Consider the following 16,227-nt stretch of genomic DNA (forward strand, 5'->3'; position numbering starts at 1 on the left):
GGTCGTGCCGCGGTCCGGCAACGCACCGCCGTTGCCGCCGTCCGCGCCGCAGCGGCCATCCGGCGACCCCTTCGGCGGGCCCCGTTCAGCGCCGGGCACCCCGACCCGACCAACGTCCGGCCCCAGCGCCGATGGGCGCGACGAGACCCGGATCATTGCGCCGGTCAGGCCGTCCGGCGGGCGTCGACGCGCCCCGGAACCGGCGGACGAGACCGACGGCCGGGAGCGCCGTCCGGAGATGCCGCAACGTGGCCCGGCCGCCGGGGCGGACCGGGCGGGTCAGACCCGGCAGGGGGACGGCCCGGCACCATCGCGGCCGTCGGCCGGCCGGCATGCCTCGGCCGGTCAGCCGTTCGAGTCGGCCCGGCCGACCTCGGGCGGGCCCCGCCCGGCGCGGTCCGCGCCGATCCCCGGCCAGCCGTCCCGGGGCGGCTCCGGCGGCCCGTTGGCCGCTCCCGTGGTACCCGGGCCGGGCGGTGCCGTGCCACCGGCCCGTGGTCCGCAGCCTGACCCGGGCACCGACCAGCCGCCCCGGCCGGGGACCCGCCCGGCCGGCCCGCCGCCCGGCCACCCGGCCGGCCCGCCGCCCGCCACCCGCCCCGGCCCCGGCCGGGCGACGGTCCCGGCAGCCGGGCCGGCGTCGGCCGGCGTCGGCGGCGGGCCGCGGCCACCCGTGACCGGGCCGCCGGCCATCGACCGACGGGATCCGTACGCCACCGGTCCGATCCGCCCCGGCCAGCCGGGCCGATCCGATCCGCCGGGCCGTCCCAACGAGGCCGGCACCTTCGGTCATCCCGGTCATCCCGGTCATCCCGGTCATCCCGGCCGACCCGGCCAACCCGGCCGACCAGCTCAACCCGGGCCCGGCGGCATCGCGACAATGCCCGGCGCGCCCGCCCCGGCATCTGGCCGGCCGGTGTCCGGTGGGCCTGCCGGTGCCGTCGCGCCGCCGCACCACGATCGGCCGGTGCCTGCTCCGGCCCGCCCCGTTTCCGGTGCCGGCGGTGGGGCGACGGTGGCGCGGTCGGCGTCGGTACCGGTGCGGCCGGGTGGACCGGTGCGGCCGGGTGGTGTCGCCCCGGTGTCCGGCGGCGCCGCGCCGGTGCCGGGAGCCCCGCCGGTGCCGGGAGCCGCGCCGGTCTCTGGAGGGGGCGCCCCGGCCTCCGGTGGGGGTGGCACACCGGTCCGGTCCGGGCCGTACCGCCCCGACCGGTCGGGACCCGAGCCCTCCGACCCCGAGTCCTCCGGTGCCGGCCAGTCGGGTTCCGAGCAGGGTGGCCCGAACCTGCAGCAGCGTCGGCTGCGGGCGATGGCCCTGATCCTGGTCGCCGTCGTGGTGCTGGCCGCGCTTCCGCTCTACTTCGGCATCCGGGCGGCGACCCGCGACCCGGTCTTCAACTCCCTGGACGGGCTCGACGTGCCCGAGTGGGCGGCGCAGGAGCGTACCGACGCGGTCAGCGGGAGCCGTTGGTGCCTCATCGACTGCCGTTTCCGCGAGCGGACGATGACCTCCGAACGCGGTACGGAGGAGACCGCTCAGGTGTACACCGCGGCGCTGACCGACGCCGGATGGCTGCCGTGGGACGCCGAGTTGTGCCCGTCCCAGCCGGTCGACGGCCAGTACAACTGCTGGACCCGCGACGAACTCACTCTCGACCTGTGGGTCCGGCCGCCGGCCTGCTCGGACGACCTGCTGCTGCAACGGCCGACGGTGGAGCCGCCGTCCGGGGAGTCGACCGACGGCGAGTCGGCCGACTCGCCGCCGGTCACCGAGGCCGAGACCTGCACCGGTTCGGTCGTGTCGATCAAGGTACGCAACGCCATCGGCGACGACCGGATGAAGCCACAGCCGAGCATCGATCCGTCGCTCACCGGTGAGGATCCGGATCCGGTCTTCACCGACGACCCGCTGCTGGATCTGGAGGTCGAACCGTCGTGAGCGGACGACCATCACTGACGGTAGGGTCTGCACGGTGGTGCGGCGCGAGCTGACCGCCGTCAGGTGAGCAGCGGCGGCGAGGCGTCGTGACAGAGGAGGACAGGCATGGACGGTGGACAGATCGCGGCGCTGGTGGCGGCCGGAGCGTTCCTGATGCTCGTGCTGGTGCTCGCGGTGCCGATCCTGCGGCTGCGGCACACGGTCGACGCGGCGACGAGAGCGATCAACGACCTGAACGACCGCACCGGTCCGCTGCTCGGGCAGGTCAACACCTCGGTGGAGAACGTGAACACCGCGCTGGGGCAGGTGCACACCACGCTGGACGGCGTGAACGTCCAGCTCGCCAAGATCGACACGATGACCGGCCACGCGCAGAACGTCACCGCCAACGTGGCGAACCTCGCCACCGTCGTCTCGGCAGCGGCGGCCAACCCACTGGTCAAGGTCGCCGCCTTCGGGTACGGCGTACGCCGGGCCGCGTCCGCCCGCCGGCATGCCGAGCAGGAGCGCGACGTACGGGCGGAACTCAAGCAGCGGCGCCGGGCAGCCCGGCGCAACGCCGGATGACCGGGAGGACGCCGTCATGAAACGCCTGCTCTGGCTCGGTGTCGGCATCGCCGTCGGCGCGGTCGTGGTCCGCAAGCTGGCCCGGACCGCCCAGTCCTACACCCCGTCCGGGATCGCCTCCTCGGTGTCGGAATCCGCTGGTGGCCTCGTCGAGTCGGTCCGTACCTTCGTGGAGGACGTCCGCGAGGGCATGGCAGAGCGCGAGCAGCAGATCCAGGCCGCGTTCGCTGAGGGCGTGGCGTTCGACGACCAGTTCGCCGACCTGCGGGGTGACCCGAGCGTCGGTGACGTGGAGATATTCCCCCAGGAGGACGTTCGGTGAAAACGGCGGAGATCAAGCGGCGGTTCCTCGCGCACTTCGAGGCCAACGGCCATGCCGTGGTGCCGTCAGCTCCGCTGCCCGCGATCGATGACCCGAACCTGCTGTTCATCAACGCGGGCATGGTGCAGTTCGTGCCGTACTTCCTCGGCCAGCGGACCCCGCCGTACCAGCGGGCGACGAGCGTGCAGAAGTGCATCCGTACCCCGGACATCGACGAGGTCGGCAAGACGTCGCGGCACGGCACCTTCTTCCAGATGAACGGCAACTTCTCGTTCGGCGACTACTTCAAGGAGGGCGCGATCCCGCTGGCCTGGGACCTGGCCACCGGGCCGGTCGACGCGGGCGGGTTCGGCATGGACCCGGAACGGATCTGGGTCACCGTCTACCTCGACGACGACGAGGCGGCCGACATCTGGCGGCGCACCGGCGTACCGGCGGCGCGGATCGTGCGCCGGGGCAACAAGGACAACTTCTGGTCGATGGGCATCCCCGGGCCGGCCGGGCCGTGCTCGGAGCTGTACTACGACCGGGGCCCGGCGTACGGCCCGGACGGCGGCCCGGAGGTCGACGAGGACCGCTTCCTGGAGTTCTGGAATCTCGTCTTCATGCAGTACGAGATCACCGACGTGCGGAGCAAAGAGGTCTTCGACATCGTCGGCGACCTGCCGAAGAAGAACATCGACACCGGCATGGGCCTGGAGCGGATCGCGTCGATCCTGCAGGGGGTGGACAACCTCTACGAGATCGACGAGGTGCGTCCGATCCTGGACCGGGCGGCCGAGCTGACCGGCAAGCGGTACGGCGCGGGCTCCGGGCAGGCGGCGAGCGAGTCGCACCCCGACGACGTACGGCTGCGGGTGATCGCCGACCACGTGCGGACCGCGCTGATGCTGATCGGTGACGGGGTGACCCCGTCCAACGAGGGCCGTGGCTACGTGCTGCGCCGGATCATGCGCCGGGCGATCCGCTCGGTGCGGCTGCTCGGCTGGCAGGACCGTGCTCTGCCGGAGCTGCTGCCGGTGGCCCGGGACTGCATGGCGCCGTCGTACCCCGAGCTGGCCGCCGACTTCGAGCGGATCTCCTCGTACGCGTACGCCGAGGAGGACGCCTTCCTGTCCACGCTGCGCGCCGGTACCACGATCCTGGACACGGCGATCGCCCAGACCAGGTCGGCCGGCGGCGGCAAACTCTCCGGCGACCAGGCCTTCCAGCTGCACGACACCTACGGGTTCCCGATCGACCTCACCCTGGAGATCGCCGCCGAGCAGGGGCTCTCGGTCGACCAGGACGGCTTCCGCCGGCTGATGTCCGAGCAGCGGGCCCGGGCCAAGGCGGACGCGCAGGCCCGCAAGACCGGGCACGTGGACATGTCCGCGTACCGCGGGGTGCTGGACAGCGGTGGGCCGGTGGAGTTCACCGGCTACGCCGAGGTGTCCCGTGAGTCGCGGGTCCGGGCGCTGCTCGGCGCCGGCGGCGCCGCACTGCCCGCGGCCGGCGAGGGCGACGTGGTGGAGCTGGTACTGGACAGCACCCCGTTCTACGCCGAGGGCGGCGGCCAGCAGCCGGACACCGGCCTGCTCACCGTCGGCGCCGGCCGGGTGGAGATCTTCGACGTGCAGCAGCCGGTGCCGGGCCTGATTGTGCACCGGGCGCGGGTGGTCAGCGGCGAGCTGCGCGCCGGGGAGTCCGGCTACGCCGAGATCGACATCCCGCGGCGGCGGGCGATCTCCCGGTCGCATACCGCGACGCATCTGGTGCACCAGACGATGCGCAACGTTCTCGGCGAGTCGGCGACCCAGGCGGGGTCGCTGAACGCGCCGGGCCGGCTGCGGTTCGACTTCAACACCCCCGGCTCGGTCGCGCCGTCGGTGCTGCACGACATCGAGCAGCAGGTCAACGAGGTGCTGCTGCGTGACCTGGAGGTGAACGCGTTCATCACCTCCCAGGAGGAGGCGCGCCGGCTGGGCGCGATGGCGCTGTTCGGGGAGAAGTACGGCGACGAGGTCCGGGTGGTCGAGGTCGGTGACTACGCCCGGGAGCTGTGCGGTGGCACGCATGTGACCCGCTCCGGTCAGCTCGGTGTGGTGAAGATCCTCTCCGAGTCGTCGATCGGCTCCGGTGTGCGTCGGGTGGAGGCACTGGTCGGCATCGACGCGTTCAACTTCCTGGCCCGCGAGCACCTGCTGGTGGCGCGGCTCGCTGAGCTGTACCGGGTGCCGGCAGACCAGGTCGCGGACCGGGTCCAGCAGACTGTCACCCAGCTACGCGACGCCGAGAAGGAGCTGGAGAAACTGCGCGCCCAGCTGGTGCTCGGCGGCGCGGCGGCGATCGCCGGCCAGGCGCGTGACGTGCGCGGGGTTGCCTTCGTCGGCACCGAGGCGCCCGAAGGCGCGGCCGGCAACGACGTACGGACCCTGGCGCAGGAGATCCGAGGCAAGATCGACCCGGCCCGGCCGGCGGTGGTCGCGGTGGCGGTCCGGGCCAACGGCAAGGCGGCGCTGGTGGTGGCGGTGAACGCGGCCGGCAGGTCACGCGGAGTGTCCGCCGCAGAGCTGGTCAAGGGGGCGCTGCACGGCCGGGGTGGCGGCAACGCTGACCTGGCGCAGGGCGGCGGGCTGCCGGCGGCCGAGGCGGCGAACCTGCTGGTCGCGGTCGAAAAGGCGATCGCCGAAACGGCCTGAGATGAGCGATACGAGGTGAGCGGATTCGTCCGTGGACGCCGGCTGGGCGTCGACGTGGGGCAGGTCCGGGTCGGTCTGGCGATCAGCGACCCGGACGGCATTCTCGCCACCCCGTTGCTGACGGTGCGTCGGGACCTGTCGACCGGCGGCGCGACGGCACCGGCCGACCTGCCTACGGACATCGCGAAAATTGTCCAGATAGTCCATGAGTACGAGGTCATTGCGGTTATTGTCGGTCTGCCGGTGAACCTCGCCGGCCGCCACGGACCGGCCGCCGACGCTGTCAGCGCATACGTACGGTTACTCGAAGTGGCGGTGTCGCCGATTTCAGTCCTGACGACCGACGAAAGGATGTCGACGGTGGTCGCTAGCCGTAGGCTGTCCGAGCGGGGCGTCCGAGGACGGCGTCAACGTACGGTGGTCGACCAGGCGGCCGCCGTGGAGATCCTGCAGAGCTGGCTGGACGCGCAGCGGAGGCAGAAGTGATGATCGACGAACTGGACCTCGCCTTCGAGGACCGGGCAGACAAGGGCCGGCACCGTCGGGGCGCGCGGCGCAAGAAGGTGTCCGGCAGCGGCGGCCGGGGCAAGACCTTTGCCGCGCTGCTGGTCACCATGCTGCTGCTCGGAGTGCTCGGCGGCGGTGTCTGGTACGGCTTCGACCGGGTACAGGGCTACTTCGCGACCCCGGACTACGACGGCGGCGGCACCGGTGAGGTGGTGGTCCAGGTCCGGGCCGGCGACACCGCCACCGACATCGGCAACACCCTCGTCGAGGCCGGCGTGGTCAAGAGCACCAAGGCGTTCGTCAACGAGGCCCGGGACAACTCCCGCAGCCAGAACATCCAGCCGGGCTTCTACACGCTGCGTCTGGAGATGAGCGCGGCGACCGCGCTCGGCCTGCTGCTGGACCTGGAGAACAAGGTCTCCAACCGGGTGACCATCCCGGAGGGCCGTACCGCCAAGCAGATCTACCGGCTGCTGGCCGAGTCGACGGACATCCCCGCGGAGGAGTTCGCCACCGCAGCCGAGGACCCGCTGGCCCTGGGCGTGCCCGAGTGGTGGATGACCCGCACCGACGGGCAGGAGGTGACGGTCTCCGCCGAAGGGTTCCTCTTCCCGGACACCTACGACTTCGATCCCGACGTCACCGCCCCGGAGATCCTCCGGGTGATGGTCAACCGGTTCCTGACCGTCACCGGTGAGCTGGAATACGCCGACCGGGTGCAGGCCGAACGCGGCGGGATCAGCCCGTACGAGGCGTTGATCGTCGCGTCACTGGCGCAGGCCGAGGCCGGTATCGCCGAGGACCTCGCCAAGGTCTCCCGGGTGGCGTACAACCGGGTGTACAGCGAGACCTTCCCGTGCAGCTGCCTGCAGTTTGATGTGACGGTCAACTACTACTGGGAGCTGACCGGCCAGGAGACCAAGGCGTCCAAGGACATGACCCGCGAGGAGCTGTACGACGAGAGCAATCCGTACAGCACCCACGCGCACAGCGGGCTGCCGCCCACGCCTATCAACAACCCGGGCAAGGCCGCCCTGGAAGGGTCGATCAACCCGCCGGACGAGGACTGGGTCTACTTCGTGGCGATCGACAAGGAGGGCCGCTCGGCGTTCGCCGAGACCCTCGACCAGCACAACCAGAACATCGAGATCGCCGAGCAGAACGGCATCCTCTGAGGTGTCCGCCCCCCGACCGTCCACCGCCGTCCGGCGGCGGGCCGCGGTGCTCGGCATGCCGATCGGGCACTCACTGTCGCCGGTGATCCACAACGCCGGCTACCAGGCCGCCGGGCTGACCGGCTGGAGCTACACCGCGATCGAATGCGCCGAGGCGCAGTTGGCGGGCCTGGTCGCCGGTCTCGGCCCGGAGTGGGCCGGGCTGTCGGTCACCATGCCGTTGAAGGAGGCGGCGCTCGCCCTGGCCGGGCGGGCCTCCTCGGTGGCCACCGCGGTCGGGGCGGCCAACACCCTGGTACGCCGGGCCGACGGCACCTGGTTCGCCGACAACACCGACGTGGCGGGGATGGTCGCGGTGCTGCGCGACGCCGGTGTCGGCACCGGTGCCCGGTTCACCGTGCTCGGCGCTGGCGGCACCGCCCGGGCCGCGTTGGCGGCCGCCGCCGCGCTGGCCGCCGCATCGGTCACCGTGGCGGCCCGGCGACCGGCGGCGGTCGACGAGCTGGTGCCGGTCGCCGGCGCGCTCGGCGTGTCGATGACCGGTACCGCCCTGTCGGCGGCCCCGGCGGCGGCCGGCACCGACGTACTGGTCTCCACCCTGCCGAAGGGGGCTGCCGACCCGTACGCCGGCCAGCTGCCGTGGGCATCCGGCACGGTCTGCTTCGACGCGCTCTACGATCCCTGGCCGACTCCACTGGCCTCGGCGGCGGCCGCCGCCGGTTGCCGGGTGGTCTCCGGGCTGGATCTGCTGCTGGCCCAGGCGGTCGGGCAGTTCGAACAGTTCACCGGGGTCGCCGCGCCGGTGGCGGCGATGCGAGCCGCGTTGTCCGCCGCGCGGTCGGCCGGCCCGGCCGGTGAGCTGGCGCGCTCAGCCGCCGCGGTCACGGGTCAGCGCCCACGCGGCGACCAGTGACAGCCCCGCCGCGCCGAGGATGATCAGCGCCATCGGGGTGGCGCTGGCCGTGCCGGCCAGCCCGACCACCGGCGCGGCCAGCGAGGCGATTCCCGACTGGACCGCGCCGAGCAGGGCGGCGGCGGTGCCGGCGTGCCGGGCGTGCTCCTGCAGGGCCAGCGCGGTCCCGTTCGGCATCAGCATCCCGATCGTGGCGACGTAGCCGGCCAGCGCCGGCACGATCAGCCACAGCTGGCCGGTGGTCGCGCCGGCCACCAGCAGCGCCGCAGCGCAGGCTCCGGCGGTCAACGCGCCGACGAACAACGGCCGGGTCCGGTACCGGCCGACCAGTCGGGCGTTGACCTGCCCGAGCGCGATCAGCCCGACCGCGTTGGCCCCGAACACCAGGCTGAACATGGTCGGCGACAGCCCGAAGCCGTCCTGCAGCACGTACGGCGATCCGGAGATGTAGGCGAACAAGCCGGCGAACGCCAGACCCTGGGTGGACGCGTACCCGACGAACGCCCGGTCGGTGAGGACCAGCCGGGCCGCCCGGGCGGCGCCAGCCAGACCGTCCGGGTTTCGGCGCTCCTCCGGCAGGGTCTCCGGTAGCCAGCGGGCCATGACGATGGTGAGCAGCGCGGCGAGTACCGCGAGGGCGACGAAGATCTCCCGCCAGGAGGCCACCCGCAGCACCGCCGCGCCGAGCACCGGCGCGGCGATCGGTGCCACCCCGAAGATGATCAGCAGGCGGGAGAAGAACCGGGCCGCGTCGGCACCCGAGTAGAGGTCGCGCACCACCGCGCGGGCGACGACCACCCCTACCCCGCCGGCGAAGCCCTGGAGCAGCCGCAACCCGGCCAGTGCCTCGGCGTTCGGGGCCAGCGCGCAGGCCAGCGAGACGACGATGTAGCCGGTGGTGCCGGCCAGCGCCGGACGCCGCCGCCCCCACCGGTCACTCACCGGCCCGCCGACCAGCTGGCCGAACGCGACGCCGATCAGGCACGCGGTCAGTGACAGTTGCACCCGGGCAGGGGTGGTGGTGAGGTCCTCGCTGATCGCCGGGAACGCCGGCAGGTACATGTCGATCGACAGCGGCCCCACCGCGGTGACCGCGCCGAGCAGGATGAGTAGCACCGCTGGTCGGCGGCGGATGTCGTACGGCACGAAGCCACCACCCCCCGAAACCGACCAACCGTACGTTAGGGCGGCTCGGGTGGTGTCCGGAGGGCGGGACGCGGGCGACGTGGGTCACCTGGCCCCGACCCCGCCGTGCCACACTTTCCGACGTGTTGCGTTGGCTGACCGCAGGTGAATCCCACGGCCCCGCGCTGGTCGCACTCCTCGAAGGCGTCCCCGCGGGCGTCGAGGTGACCAGTGCCGAGATCGGTCGCGAGCTGGCCCGGCGCCGGCTCGGCTACGGCCGGGGTGCCCGGATGAGTTTCGAGCAGGACGAGATCGAGATCGTCGGCGGCCTGCGGCACGGGGTGACGCTGGGCAGCCCGGTCGCGATCCGGGTGGGCAACTCGGAGTGGCCGAAGTGGCGCACCGTGATGGCGGCCGACCCAGTCGACCCGGTCGAGTTGGCCGGGCAGGCCCGCAACGCCCCGCTGACCCGGCCCCGACCGGGGCACGCCGACCTGGCCGGGATGCAGAAGTACGGCCATACCGACGCCCGGCCGATCCTGGAGCGGGCCAGCGCCAGGGAGACCGCCGCCCGGGTCGCCGTCGGTACGGTCGCCCGGGCGCTGTGCCGGCAGGCACTGGGGATCGAGATCGTGTCGCACGTGGTCGAGCTCGGTTCGGTGGCCGCCAAACCCGGACTGCAGCCCCGCCCGGAGGACGCCGAGCGGGTCGACGCCGACCCGCTGCGCTGCCTCGACCCCGAGGCAAGCGCCCGGATGGTCGCCGAGGTGGACGCCGCCAAGTCCGACGCCGACACCCTCGGCGGCATCGTCGAGGTGCTCGCCTACGGGGTGCCGCCGGGGCTGGGCAGCCACGTCCAGTGGGACCGCAAGCTCGACGCCCGGCTGGCCGCCGCGGTGCTGTCGATCCAGGCGGTCAAGGGTGTGGAGATCGGCGACGCCTGGCAGCAGGCCCGGTCGCGGGGCTCGGTCGCGCACGACGAGATCATTCCGACTGCGGCCGGGGTGCGCCGGGCGACCGACCGGGCCGGCGGGCTGGAGGGCGGCATCACCACCGGCGAGCCGGTGCGGGTGCGGGCCGCGATGAAGCCGATCTCCTCGTTGAACCGGGCGTTGTCGACCGTCGACGTCGTCACCGGCGAGCCGGCGACCGCGATCAACCAGCGGTCCGACGTCTGCGCGGTGCCGGCCGCCGCGGTGGTGGCCGAGGCGATGGTGGCGCTGGTGCTGGCCGAGGCGGCCACCGAGAAGTTCGGCGGTGACTCGGTCGCCGAGATCCGCCGCAACCTTGCCGGGTACCTGGACCACCTGGTGATCCGCTGATGGCCCCGGCCTGCGTGCTGGTCGGCGCACCCGGTGCGGGCAAGACCAGCACCGGTACCGTGCTGGCCGGGCTGCTCAACTGTGAGTTCCGCGACACCGACACCGACATCGTGGCGGCGGCCGGCAAGCCGATCCCGGAGATCTTCGTCGATGACGGCGAGGAGCACTTCCGGGCCTTGGAGCGGGCGGCGGTCCGGGCGGCACTGCGCGGCTTCGACGGTGTGCTCGCGCTCGGCGGCGGTGCGGTGCTGGCCGACGAGAACCGCGCCGCGCTCGCCGGACACACCGTGGTCCATCTCGGCGTCGAGCTGGCCGACGCGGTCCGTCGGGTCGGCCTCGACGCCGGCCGTCCGCTGCTGGCGATCAACCCGCGGGCCACGCTGCGGCACCTGCTGGAGCAGCGTCGCCCGCTCTACGAGCGGGTCGCCACGCACCGGGTGGCAACCGACGGCCGTACCCCGGAGCAGGTCGCCGAGGAGATCGCGACAATGCTGCGCACACCGGCCGACCGGCCCGGGTACTAGGCTCGGTGCCGATGGACTCGACGACCTGTATCCCGGTGCCCGGCGACCGACCGTACGACGTGCTGGTCGGTCGGGGACTGCTCGACCAGCTGCCCGACCTGCTGCCCGGCGCGGACCGGGTGGCGGTGCTGCACGCACCCCCGCTGCAGGGCCAGGCCGACCGGATCGCCGCCGGTTGCGCCGCGGCCGGTGTCAAGCCGCTGCTGGTCGAGGTGCCGGACGCCGAGGCCGGCAAGTCGATCGAGGTCGCCGGGCAGGCGTGGGCGCAGCTCGGCGCGGCCGGCTTCACCCGTACTGACGCGGTGGTCGGGGTCGGCGGCGGCGCGGTGACCGATCTGGCGGGTTTCGTGGCCGCCTGCTGGCTGCGTGGGGTCCGCTGGGTGCCGGTGGCGACCAGCCTGCTCGGCATGGTCGACGCGGCGGTGGGTGGCAAGACCGGGATCAATACGGCGGCCGGCAAGAACCTGGTGGGCGCGTTCCACCCGCCGGCCGGGGTGCTGGCCGACCTGGACCTGCTGACCAGCCTTGCGCCGGTGGACCTGGCCGCCGGGTTGGCCGAGGTGGTCAAGTGCGGGTTCATCGCCGATCCGGCGATCCTGGGGCTGATCGAGACCGATCCGGCGGCGGCCACCGACCCGACCGGGCCGCAGGTGCGTGAGCTGATCGAGCGCGCCGTGCGGGTCAAGGCCGACGTGGTCGGTGACGACCTGCGCGAGTCGGGGCTGCGTGAGGTGCTCAACTACGGGCACACGCTGGCCCACGCGATCGAGAAGGTGGAAGGCTACCGCTGGCGTCACGGGCACGCGGTGTCGGTGGGCCTGGTCTACGCGGCGACCCTGGCCCGGCTGGCCGGCCGGCTCGACGCAACGGTCGCCGATCGGCACGCGTCGGTACTCGCCGCCCTGGGGCTGCCCACCACGTACCGGGCAGACGCGTGGCCACAGCTGCTGGCCACGATGCGGGTGGACAAGAAGGCCCGGGGCAGCCGGCTGCGGCTGGTGGTGCTCGACGCGCTGGCCCGACCCGGGATTCTCGACGGCCCGGCCGACACGTTGCTCGCCGAGGCGTACCGGCAGGTGGCGGCGTGACGGGAGACGGCACGGCGTTGCGGACGTACGTGCTGAACGGCCCGAACCTGGGCCGGCTGGGCAGCCGTCAGGTCGACGTGTACGGGCTGACCAGCTACGCCGACCTGGTGGCGATGTGCGAGCAGGTGGGCCGGGACGCCGGGCTCGACGTCGAGGTGCGCCAGACCGACGCCGAGCACGAGATGCTCAGCTGGCTGCACACGGCGGCCGACGCCGAGGCCGCCGTGGTGATCAACCCGGGTGCCTGGTCGCACTACTCGTACGCGGTCCGCGACGCCTGCGCGCTGCTGCGCGGACCACTCGTCGAGGTGCACATCTCCAACATCCACGCCCGCGAGCAGTTCCGGCACCACTCGGTGGTGTCGGCGGTCGCCACCGGGGTGATCTGCGGGCTCGGGGTGGACGGCTACCGGTTGGCGCTGCTGCACGTCGCCCGGTTGGCCGCGGCCCGTCCCCGCTGAGCCGGCCCGGTTGCCGGTCGTGGGCCGCACCCGACCGCGTCGGGACGGGTAGGGGTCCGGGCCGTGCCGGCTGAGCAGGGTCCGGCCCGATAGACTTGGTAGATCCGTCCGTACATTGATGATCAAGGCAGGAAATGGCGACCACCAACGACCTGAAGAACGGGCTGGTTCTCAACCTCGACGGCGAGCTGTGGGCCGTCGTGGAGTTCCAGCACGTCAAGCCCGGCAAGGGCGGCGCTTTCGTGCGCACCACCCTGAAGAACGTGCTCTCCGGCAAGGTGGTCGACAAGACCTTCAACGCGGGCACCAAGGTCGACACCGCGACCGTCGACAAGCGGACCATGCAGTACCTGTACGCCGACGGCGAGGACTACGTCTTCATGGATCTGGAGACCTTCGACCAGATCATGGTGCCCGGTGGCACCGTCGGCGAGGCAGCGAACTACCTGCTGCCCGAGGCTGAGGCGATCGTGGCGACCCACGAGGGCGTGCCGCTGTACGTCGAGCTGCCGACCAGCGTGGTCCTCGAGGTTACCTACACCGAGCCGGGCCTGCAGGGTGACCGGTCGACCGGCGGAAACAAGCCGGCCACGATGGAGACGGGGGCCACCGTCCAGGTGCCGTTGTTCGTCACCACCGGGGAGAAGATCAAGGTCGACACCCGCGACGGCCGCTACCTCGGCCGAGCCTGATGGCCGAGGGGCCGAAGACCTCGATGCCAGCGCGTCGCAAGGCGCGCAAACGGGCCCTGGACGTGCTCTACGAGGCGGACATGCGCAGTCTGCCGCCGACCCAGGTGCTGGTCGGGTACCTGGCCCGGTTGTCCCCGCGTCCGGAGCATCTCGACTACGCGGTCGGCCTGGTCGAAGGGGTGGCGACGCACCGGGACCGGATCGACGAGCTGATCGGCAGCTACGCCGAGGGGTGGACGCTGGACCGGATGCCGGTGGTCGACCGCAACCTGGCCCGGATCGCCGTCTACGAGTTGCTCTACGTCGACGAGATCGACGACCCGGTGGCGATCACCGAGGCGGTCGAGTTGGCCCGGCAGATGTCCACTGACGATTCGCCGCGGTTCCTCAACGGTCTGCTGGACCGGATCGCCGAGTACACCCCGCACTAGCGGCTCCCGCCGCCATTCCGCGACCACGGTGCCACGCGGCACCGCTGACGGGCCCGATCCAGTTGGATCGGGCCCGTCAGCGGTTGGGCGCGCAGCCGTCAGGAGGCGAAGAACGCCCGCGGGTCGGCGACCAGTACGCCGTGCTCGTTCAGCCGCTCGATGAGGCCGGACGGCGACGAGTCGTACACGATCGCCAGCGCCCGCAGGTCATCGGCGCGGATGGACAGCACCCGACCGTTGTAGTCACCACGCTGCTGCTGGATCGCCCGGGCGTACCGGGCGACGTAGGCGAGGTCCTCGCCGACCTCGTCGTACAGCCGCTCCAGGTCCAGGACGATCTTGCTGGTGGGTTCGTGACGTACCCCACTGCCGTCCGGCAGCAGTTCCGACACGGGTACCCGGTAGAAGTCGGCCAGCTCGGCGAGGCGGGAGACGGTGACTGCCCGGTCCCCACGCTCGTAGGAACCGACGACGACAGCCTTCCAACGCCCGTTCGACTTCTCCTCCACCCCCTGCAGGGACAGCCCCTGCTGCTGACGGATGGAGCGCAGGCGGGCGCCCAACGACTTGGCGTACTCAGAGGGCATACGGACTCTCCCAGTGCTTTGCCCGGGGCTTTCCCCAGCGATCGCTACGGAGCGTGACGGTACGGCGGTTCGCAAGCGCGGTCAAGTGGTGAATAGCTACCAGTGAACAAGATCGTGACGACTTGCCCCAAATTTCGTCTTACTGATGCGACACTCAGCGCCCCATATCGGCTCGGCAACGGGACGCTGGTAACGTTCGGCGTGACCGCTGACCAGCCGGGTGCTGGCCGGCGGCACCCAAGACGTCCTTTAACGACCCGTCCCGTGAGGCGGGGAAGGGGGTCCGCTGTGGCCTACCCGTCGGCCACCCAATCATCGGCGACGATGCCACCGTCAGTTAAGAGCATCCTGACCAGCGCCGACATTCAACGCGTTGTGGACCGGATCGCCCATCAGGTGCTGGAAAAGACCAACGGGGCGCAACGCACCGTACTGCTCGGAATTCCCACCCGGGGTGTGCCGCTCGCCCGCCGTCTCGCCGACCGGATCCGCACCTTCGAAGGAGTCGGCGTCCCGGTCGGTGTGCTCGACATCACTCTCTACCGGGACGATCTCCGGTTGAAGGCCACCCGTGCGGTCGGGCCCACTGAACTGCCCGCCGGTGGCATCGACGGCCAGCGGGTCATCCTGGTCGACGACGTCCTCTACTCGGGTCGGACCGTACGGGCGGCGTTGGACGCGATCAGCGACCTCGGCCGGCCCAGTTCGGTGCAGTTGGCGGTGCTGGTCGACCGGGGCCACCGGGAGCTGCCGATCCGCGCCGACTACGTCGGCAAGAACATCCCCACCGCGCTCACCGAGAACGTCAAGGTGCTGCTCGCCGAGACCGACGACACCGACGAGGTACGGCTGTTCAGTTCACCCGGCAGGACCGAGGCGGCGGACGGCCCGCAGCGGGGGAGGGACCAGCGATGATCAGGCATCTGCTGTCCGGCGCCGATCTGGACGCGGCGGACGCCACCCGGATTCTGGACACCGCGGTCGAACTCGCCTCGCTGGCCGGCCGCGAGGTGAAGAAGCTGCCCACCCTGCGGGGGCGGACCGTGGTGAACCTGTTCTACGAGGATTCCACCCGGACCCGGATCTCGTTCGAGGCCGCCGCCAAACGACTCTCCGCCGACGTGATCAACTTCTCGGCCAAGGGATCCAGCGTCTCCAAGGGCGAGAGCCTCAAGGACACCGCGCTCACCCTGCAGGCGATGGGGGCCGACGCGGTGGTGATCCGCCACCCCGCCTCCGGTGCCCCGCACCGGCTGGCCAACTGGGTGGACGGGTCTGTGGTCAACGCCGGCGACGGCACCCACGAGCATCCCACCCAGGCATTGCTCGACGCGTACACCATGCGGGCCCGGCTGGGCCGGCTCGCCGGCCTGCACGTGGTGATCGTCGGCGACGTGCTGCACAGCCGGGTGGCCCGGTCCAACGTCCTGCTGCTGGCCACCCTCGGCGCCAAGGTGACCCTGGTCGGGCCGCCGCCGCTGATCCCGGTCGACATCGCCACCGCGCTCACCCCCGGCGTCGGGGTCGGCTACGACCTCGACGCCGTGCTGCCCACCGCCGACGTGGTGATGATGCTGCGGGTGCAGCACGAGCGGATGGCCGACTCCTACTTCCCGTCCGCCCGTGAGTACGCCCGCCGGTACGGCTTGGACGGGGCTCGGCTGCGCCGGCTGCCCGGACACGCCATCGTGATGCACCCCGGTCCGATGAACCGGGGCATGGAGATCTCCGCCGAGGTCGCCGACTCGCCCCGCTCCACGATCGTGGAACAGGTCGCCAACGGGGTAAGCGTCCGGATGGCCGTGCTCTACCTGCTGCTCGGCGGCCGCGGTTGATGCGGCCAACCGGTCACCGACATTCTCACCGGCACCACCGATTCCACGCGCACGACGA

Annotated in this window: 18 protein-coding genes; 15 read left to right on the plus strand and 3 right to left on the minus strand. The window is 72.1% G+C overall.

Annotated elements, in window-relative coordinates; translation table 11 throughout:
* Window positions 1-345 precede the first annotated feature (345 nt).
* Entirely contained in the window at window positions 346-717 is a 372-nt protein-coding gene (locus O7610_RS04740) for a hypothetical protein (protein WP_281554532.1), read from the minus strand.
* 568 nt (window positions 718-1,285) lie between these two features.
* Between O7610_RS04740 and O7610_RS04745 the strand changes: the two genes are divergently transcribed.
* The 7 genes from O7610_RS04745 to O7610_RS04775 all read left to right on the plus strand — a co-directional run bounded on the left by O7610_RS04745 (window position 1,286) and on the right by O7610_RS04775 (window position 8,104).
* Window positions 1,286-1,939 (plus strand): hypothetical protein, encoded by a 654-nt coding sequence (locus O7610_RS04745; RefSeq protein ID WP_281555553.1) that lies wholly within the window; start codon window positions 1,286-1,288, stop codon window positions 1,937-1,939.
* Between the two features lie 105 nt (window positions 1,940-2,044).
* Entirely contained in the window at window positions 2,045-2,506 is a 462-nt protein-coding gene (locus tag O7610_RS04750; protein ID WP_281554533.1) for a DUF948 domain-containing protein, read from the plus strand.
* A 16-nt stretch (window positions 2,507-2,522) separates the two neighbouring features.
* Window positions 2,523-2,828, plus strand: coding sequence for a hypothetical protein (locus O7610_RS04755; RefSeq protein ID WP_281554534.1), 306 nt, complete (start codon window positions 2,523-2,525; stop codon window positions 2,826-2,828).
* Entirely contained in the window at window positions 2,825-5,509 is a 2,685-nt protein-coding gene (gene alaS, locus O7610_RS04760; protein ID WP_281554535.1) for an alanine--tRNA ligase, read from the plus strand. Before O7610_RS04755 ends, alaS begins: the two co-directional genes overlap by 4 nt.
* 15 nt (window positions 5,510-5,524) lie before the next feature.
* Window positions 5,525-5,995 carry a Holliday junction resolvase RuvX gene (gene ruvX, locus O7610_RS04765; protein WP_281554536.1) on the plus strand — a complete coding sequence of 157 codons (471 nt, stop codon included), beginning with the start codon at window positions 5,525-5,527 and terminating at the stop codon, window positions 5,993-5,995.
* Window positions 5,995-7,191, plus strand: coding sequence for an endolytic transglycosylase MltG (gene mltG, locus O7610_RS04770; protein WP_289212726.1), 1,197 nt, complete (start codon window positions 5,995-5,997; stop codon window positions 7,189-7,191). Before ruvX ends, mltG begins: the two co-directional genes overlap by 1 nt.
* Before the next feature lies 1 nt (window position 7,192).
* A complete protein-coding gene (locus O7610_RS04775; protein ID WP_281554538.1) occupies window positions 7,193-8,104 on the plus strand; it encodes a shikimate dehydrogenase in 912 nt (303 codons plus the stop codon).
* On the opposite strand, the gene O7610_RS04780 is transcribed toward O7610_RS04775, so the two are convergent.
* Complete coding sequence (locus O7610_RS04780; RefSeq protein ID WP_289212727.1) at window positions 8,060-9,250, minus strand: multidrug effflux MFS transporter; 1,191 nt, start codon at window positions 9,248-9,250, stop codon at window positions 8,060-8,062. The two genes, O7610_RS04775 and O7610_RS04780, sit on opposite strands and share 45 nt — an antisense overlap.
* A gap of 122 nt (window positions 9,251-9,372) precedes the next feature.
* Between O7610_RS04780 and aroC the strand changes: the two genes are divergently transcribed.
* From aroC to nusB, 6 genes are all read left to right on the plus strand, one after another.
* Window positions 9,373-10,551 (plus strand): chorismate synthase, encoded by a 1,179-nt coding sequence (gene aroC / locus O7610_RS04785; protein WP_281554540.1) that lies wholly within the window; start codon window positions 9,373-9,375, stop codon window positions 10,549-10,551.
* Complete coding sequence (locus tag O7610_RS04790; protein WP_281554541.1) at window positions 10,551-11,075, plus strand: shikimate kinase; 525 nt, start codon at window positions 10,551-10,553, stop codon at window positions 11,073-11,075. Before aroC ends, O7610_RS04790 begins: the two co-directional genes overlap by 1 nt.
* Window positions 11,076-11,086: 11 nt before the next feature.
* Window positions 11,087-12,163, plus strand: coding sequence for a 3-dehydroquinate synthase (aroB, locus tag O7610_RS04795; RefSeq protein WP_289212728.1), 1,077 nt, complete (start codon window positions 11,087-11,089; stop codon window positions 12,161-12,163).
* Window positions 12,164-12,180: 17 nt separating this feature from the next.
* Window positions 12,181-12,624: a type II 3-dehydroquinate dehydratase gene (gene aroQ, locus O7610_RS04800; protein WP_281555554.1), complete on the plus strand. Its 444-nt coding sequence runs from the start codon at window positions 12,181-12,183 to the stop codon at window positions 12,622-12,624.
* Between the two features lie 134 nt (window positions 12,625-12,758).
* Window positions 12,759-13,316, plus strand: a complete 558-nt coding sequence (efp, locus tag O7610_RS04805; RefSeq protein ID WP_123601169.1) for an elongation factor P — start codon at window positions 12,759-12,761, stop codon at window positions 13,314-13,316.
* A gap of 23 nt (window positions 13,317-13,339) precedes the next feature.
* Complete coding sequence (gene nusB, locus O7610_RS04810) at window positions 13,340-13,747, plus strand: transcription antitermination factor NusB (RefSeq protein ID WP_281554543.1); 408 nt, start codon at window positions 13,340-13,342, stop codon at window positions 13,745-13,747.
* 98 nt (window positions 13,748-13,845) lie between these two features.
* On the opposite strand, the gene bldD is transcribed toward nusB, so the two are convergent.
* Complete coding sequence (gene bldD / locus O7610_RS04815) at window positions 13,846-14,334, minus strand: transcriptional regulator BldD (protein WP_123601171.1); 489 nt, start codon at window positions 14,332-14,334, stop codon at window positions 13,846-13,848.
* A 288-nt stretch (window positions 14,335-14,622) separates the two neighbouring features.
* On the opposite strand from bldD, the gene pyrR reads away from it, so the two are divergent.
* Window positions 14,623-15,249: a bifunctional pyr operon transcriptional regulator/uracil phosphoribosyltransferase PyrR gene (pyrR, locus tag O7610_RS04820; RefSeq protein ID WP_289212729.1), complete on the plus strand. Its 627-nt coding sequence runs from the start codon at window positions 14,623-14,625 to the stop codon at window positions 15,247-15,249.
* Window positions 15,246-16,169 (plus strand): aspartate carbamoyltransferase catalytic subunit, encoded by a 924-nt coding sequence (locus tag O7610_RS04825; protein WP_289212730.1) that lies wholly within the window; start codon window positions 15,246-15,248, stop codon window positions 16,167-16,169. The genes pyrR and O7610_RS04825 overlap by 4 nt, the downstream gene beginning before the upstream one ends.
* The last annotated feature ends 58 nt before the right edge of the window (window positions 16,170-16,227 follow it).

Source organism: Solwaraspora sp. WMMA2065 (genome assembly GCF_030345075.1).
GTDB lineage: Bacteria > Actinomycetota > Actinomycetes > Mycobacteriales > Micromonosporaceae > Micromonospora_E.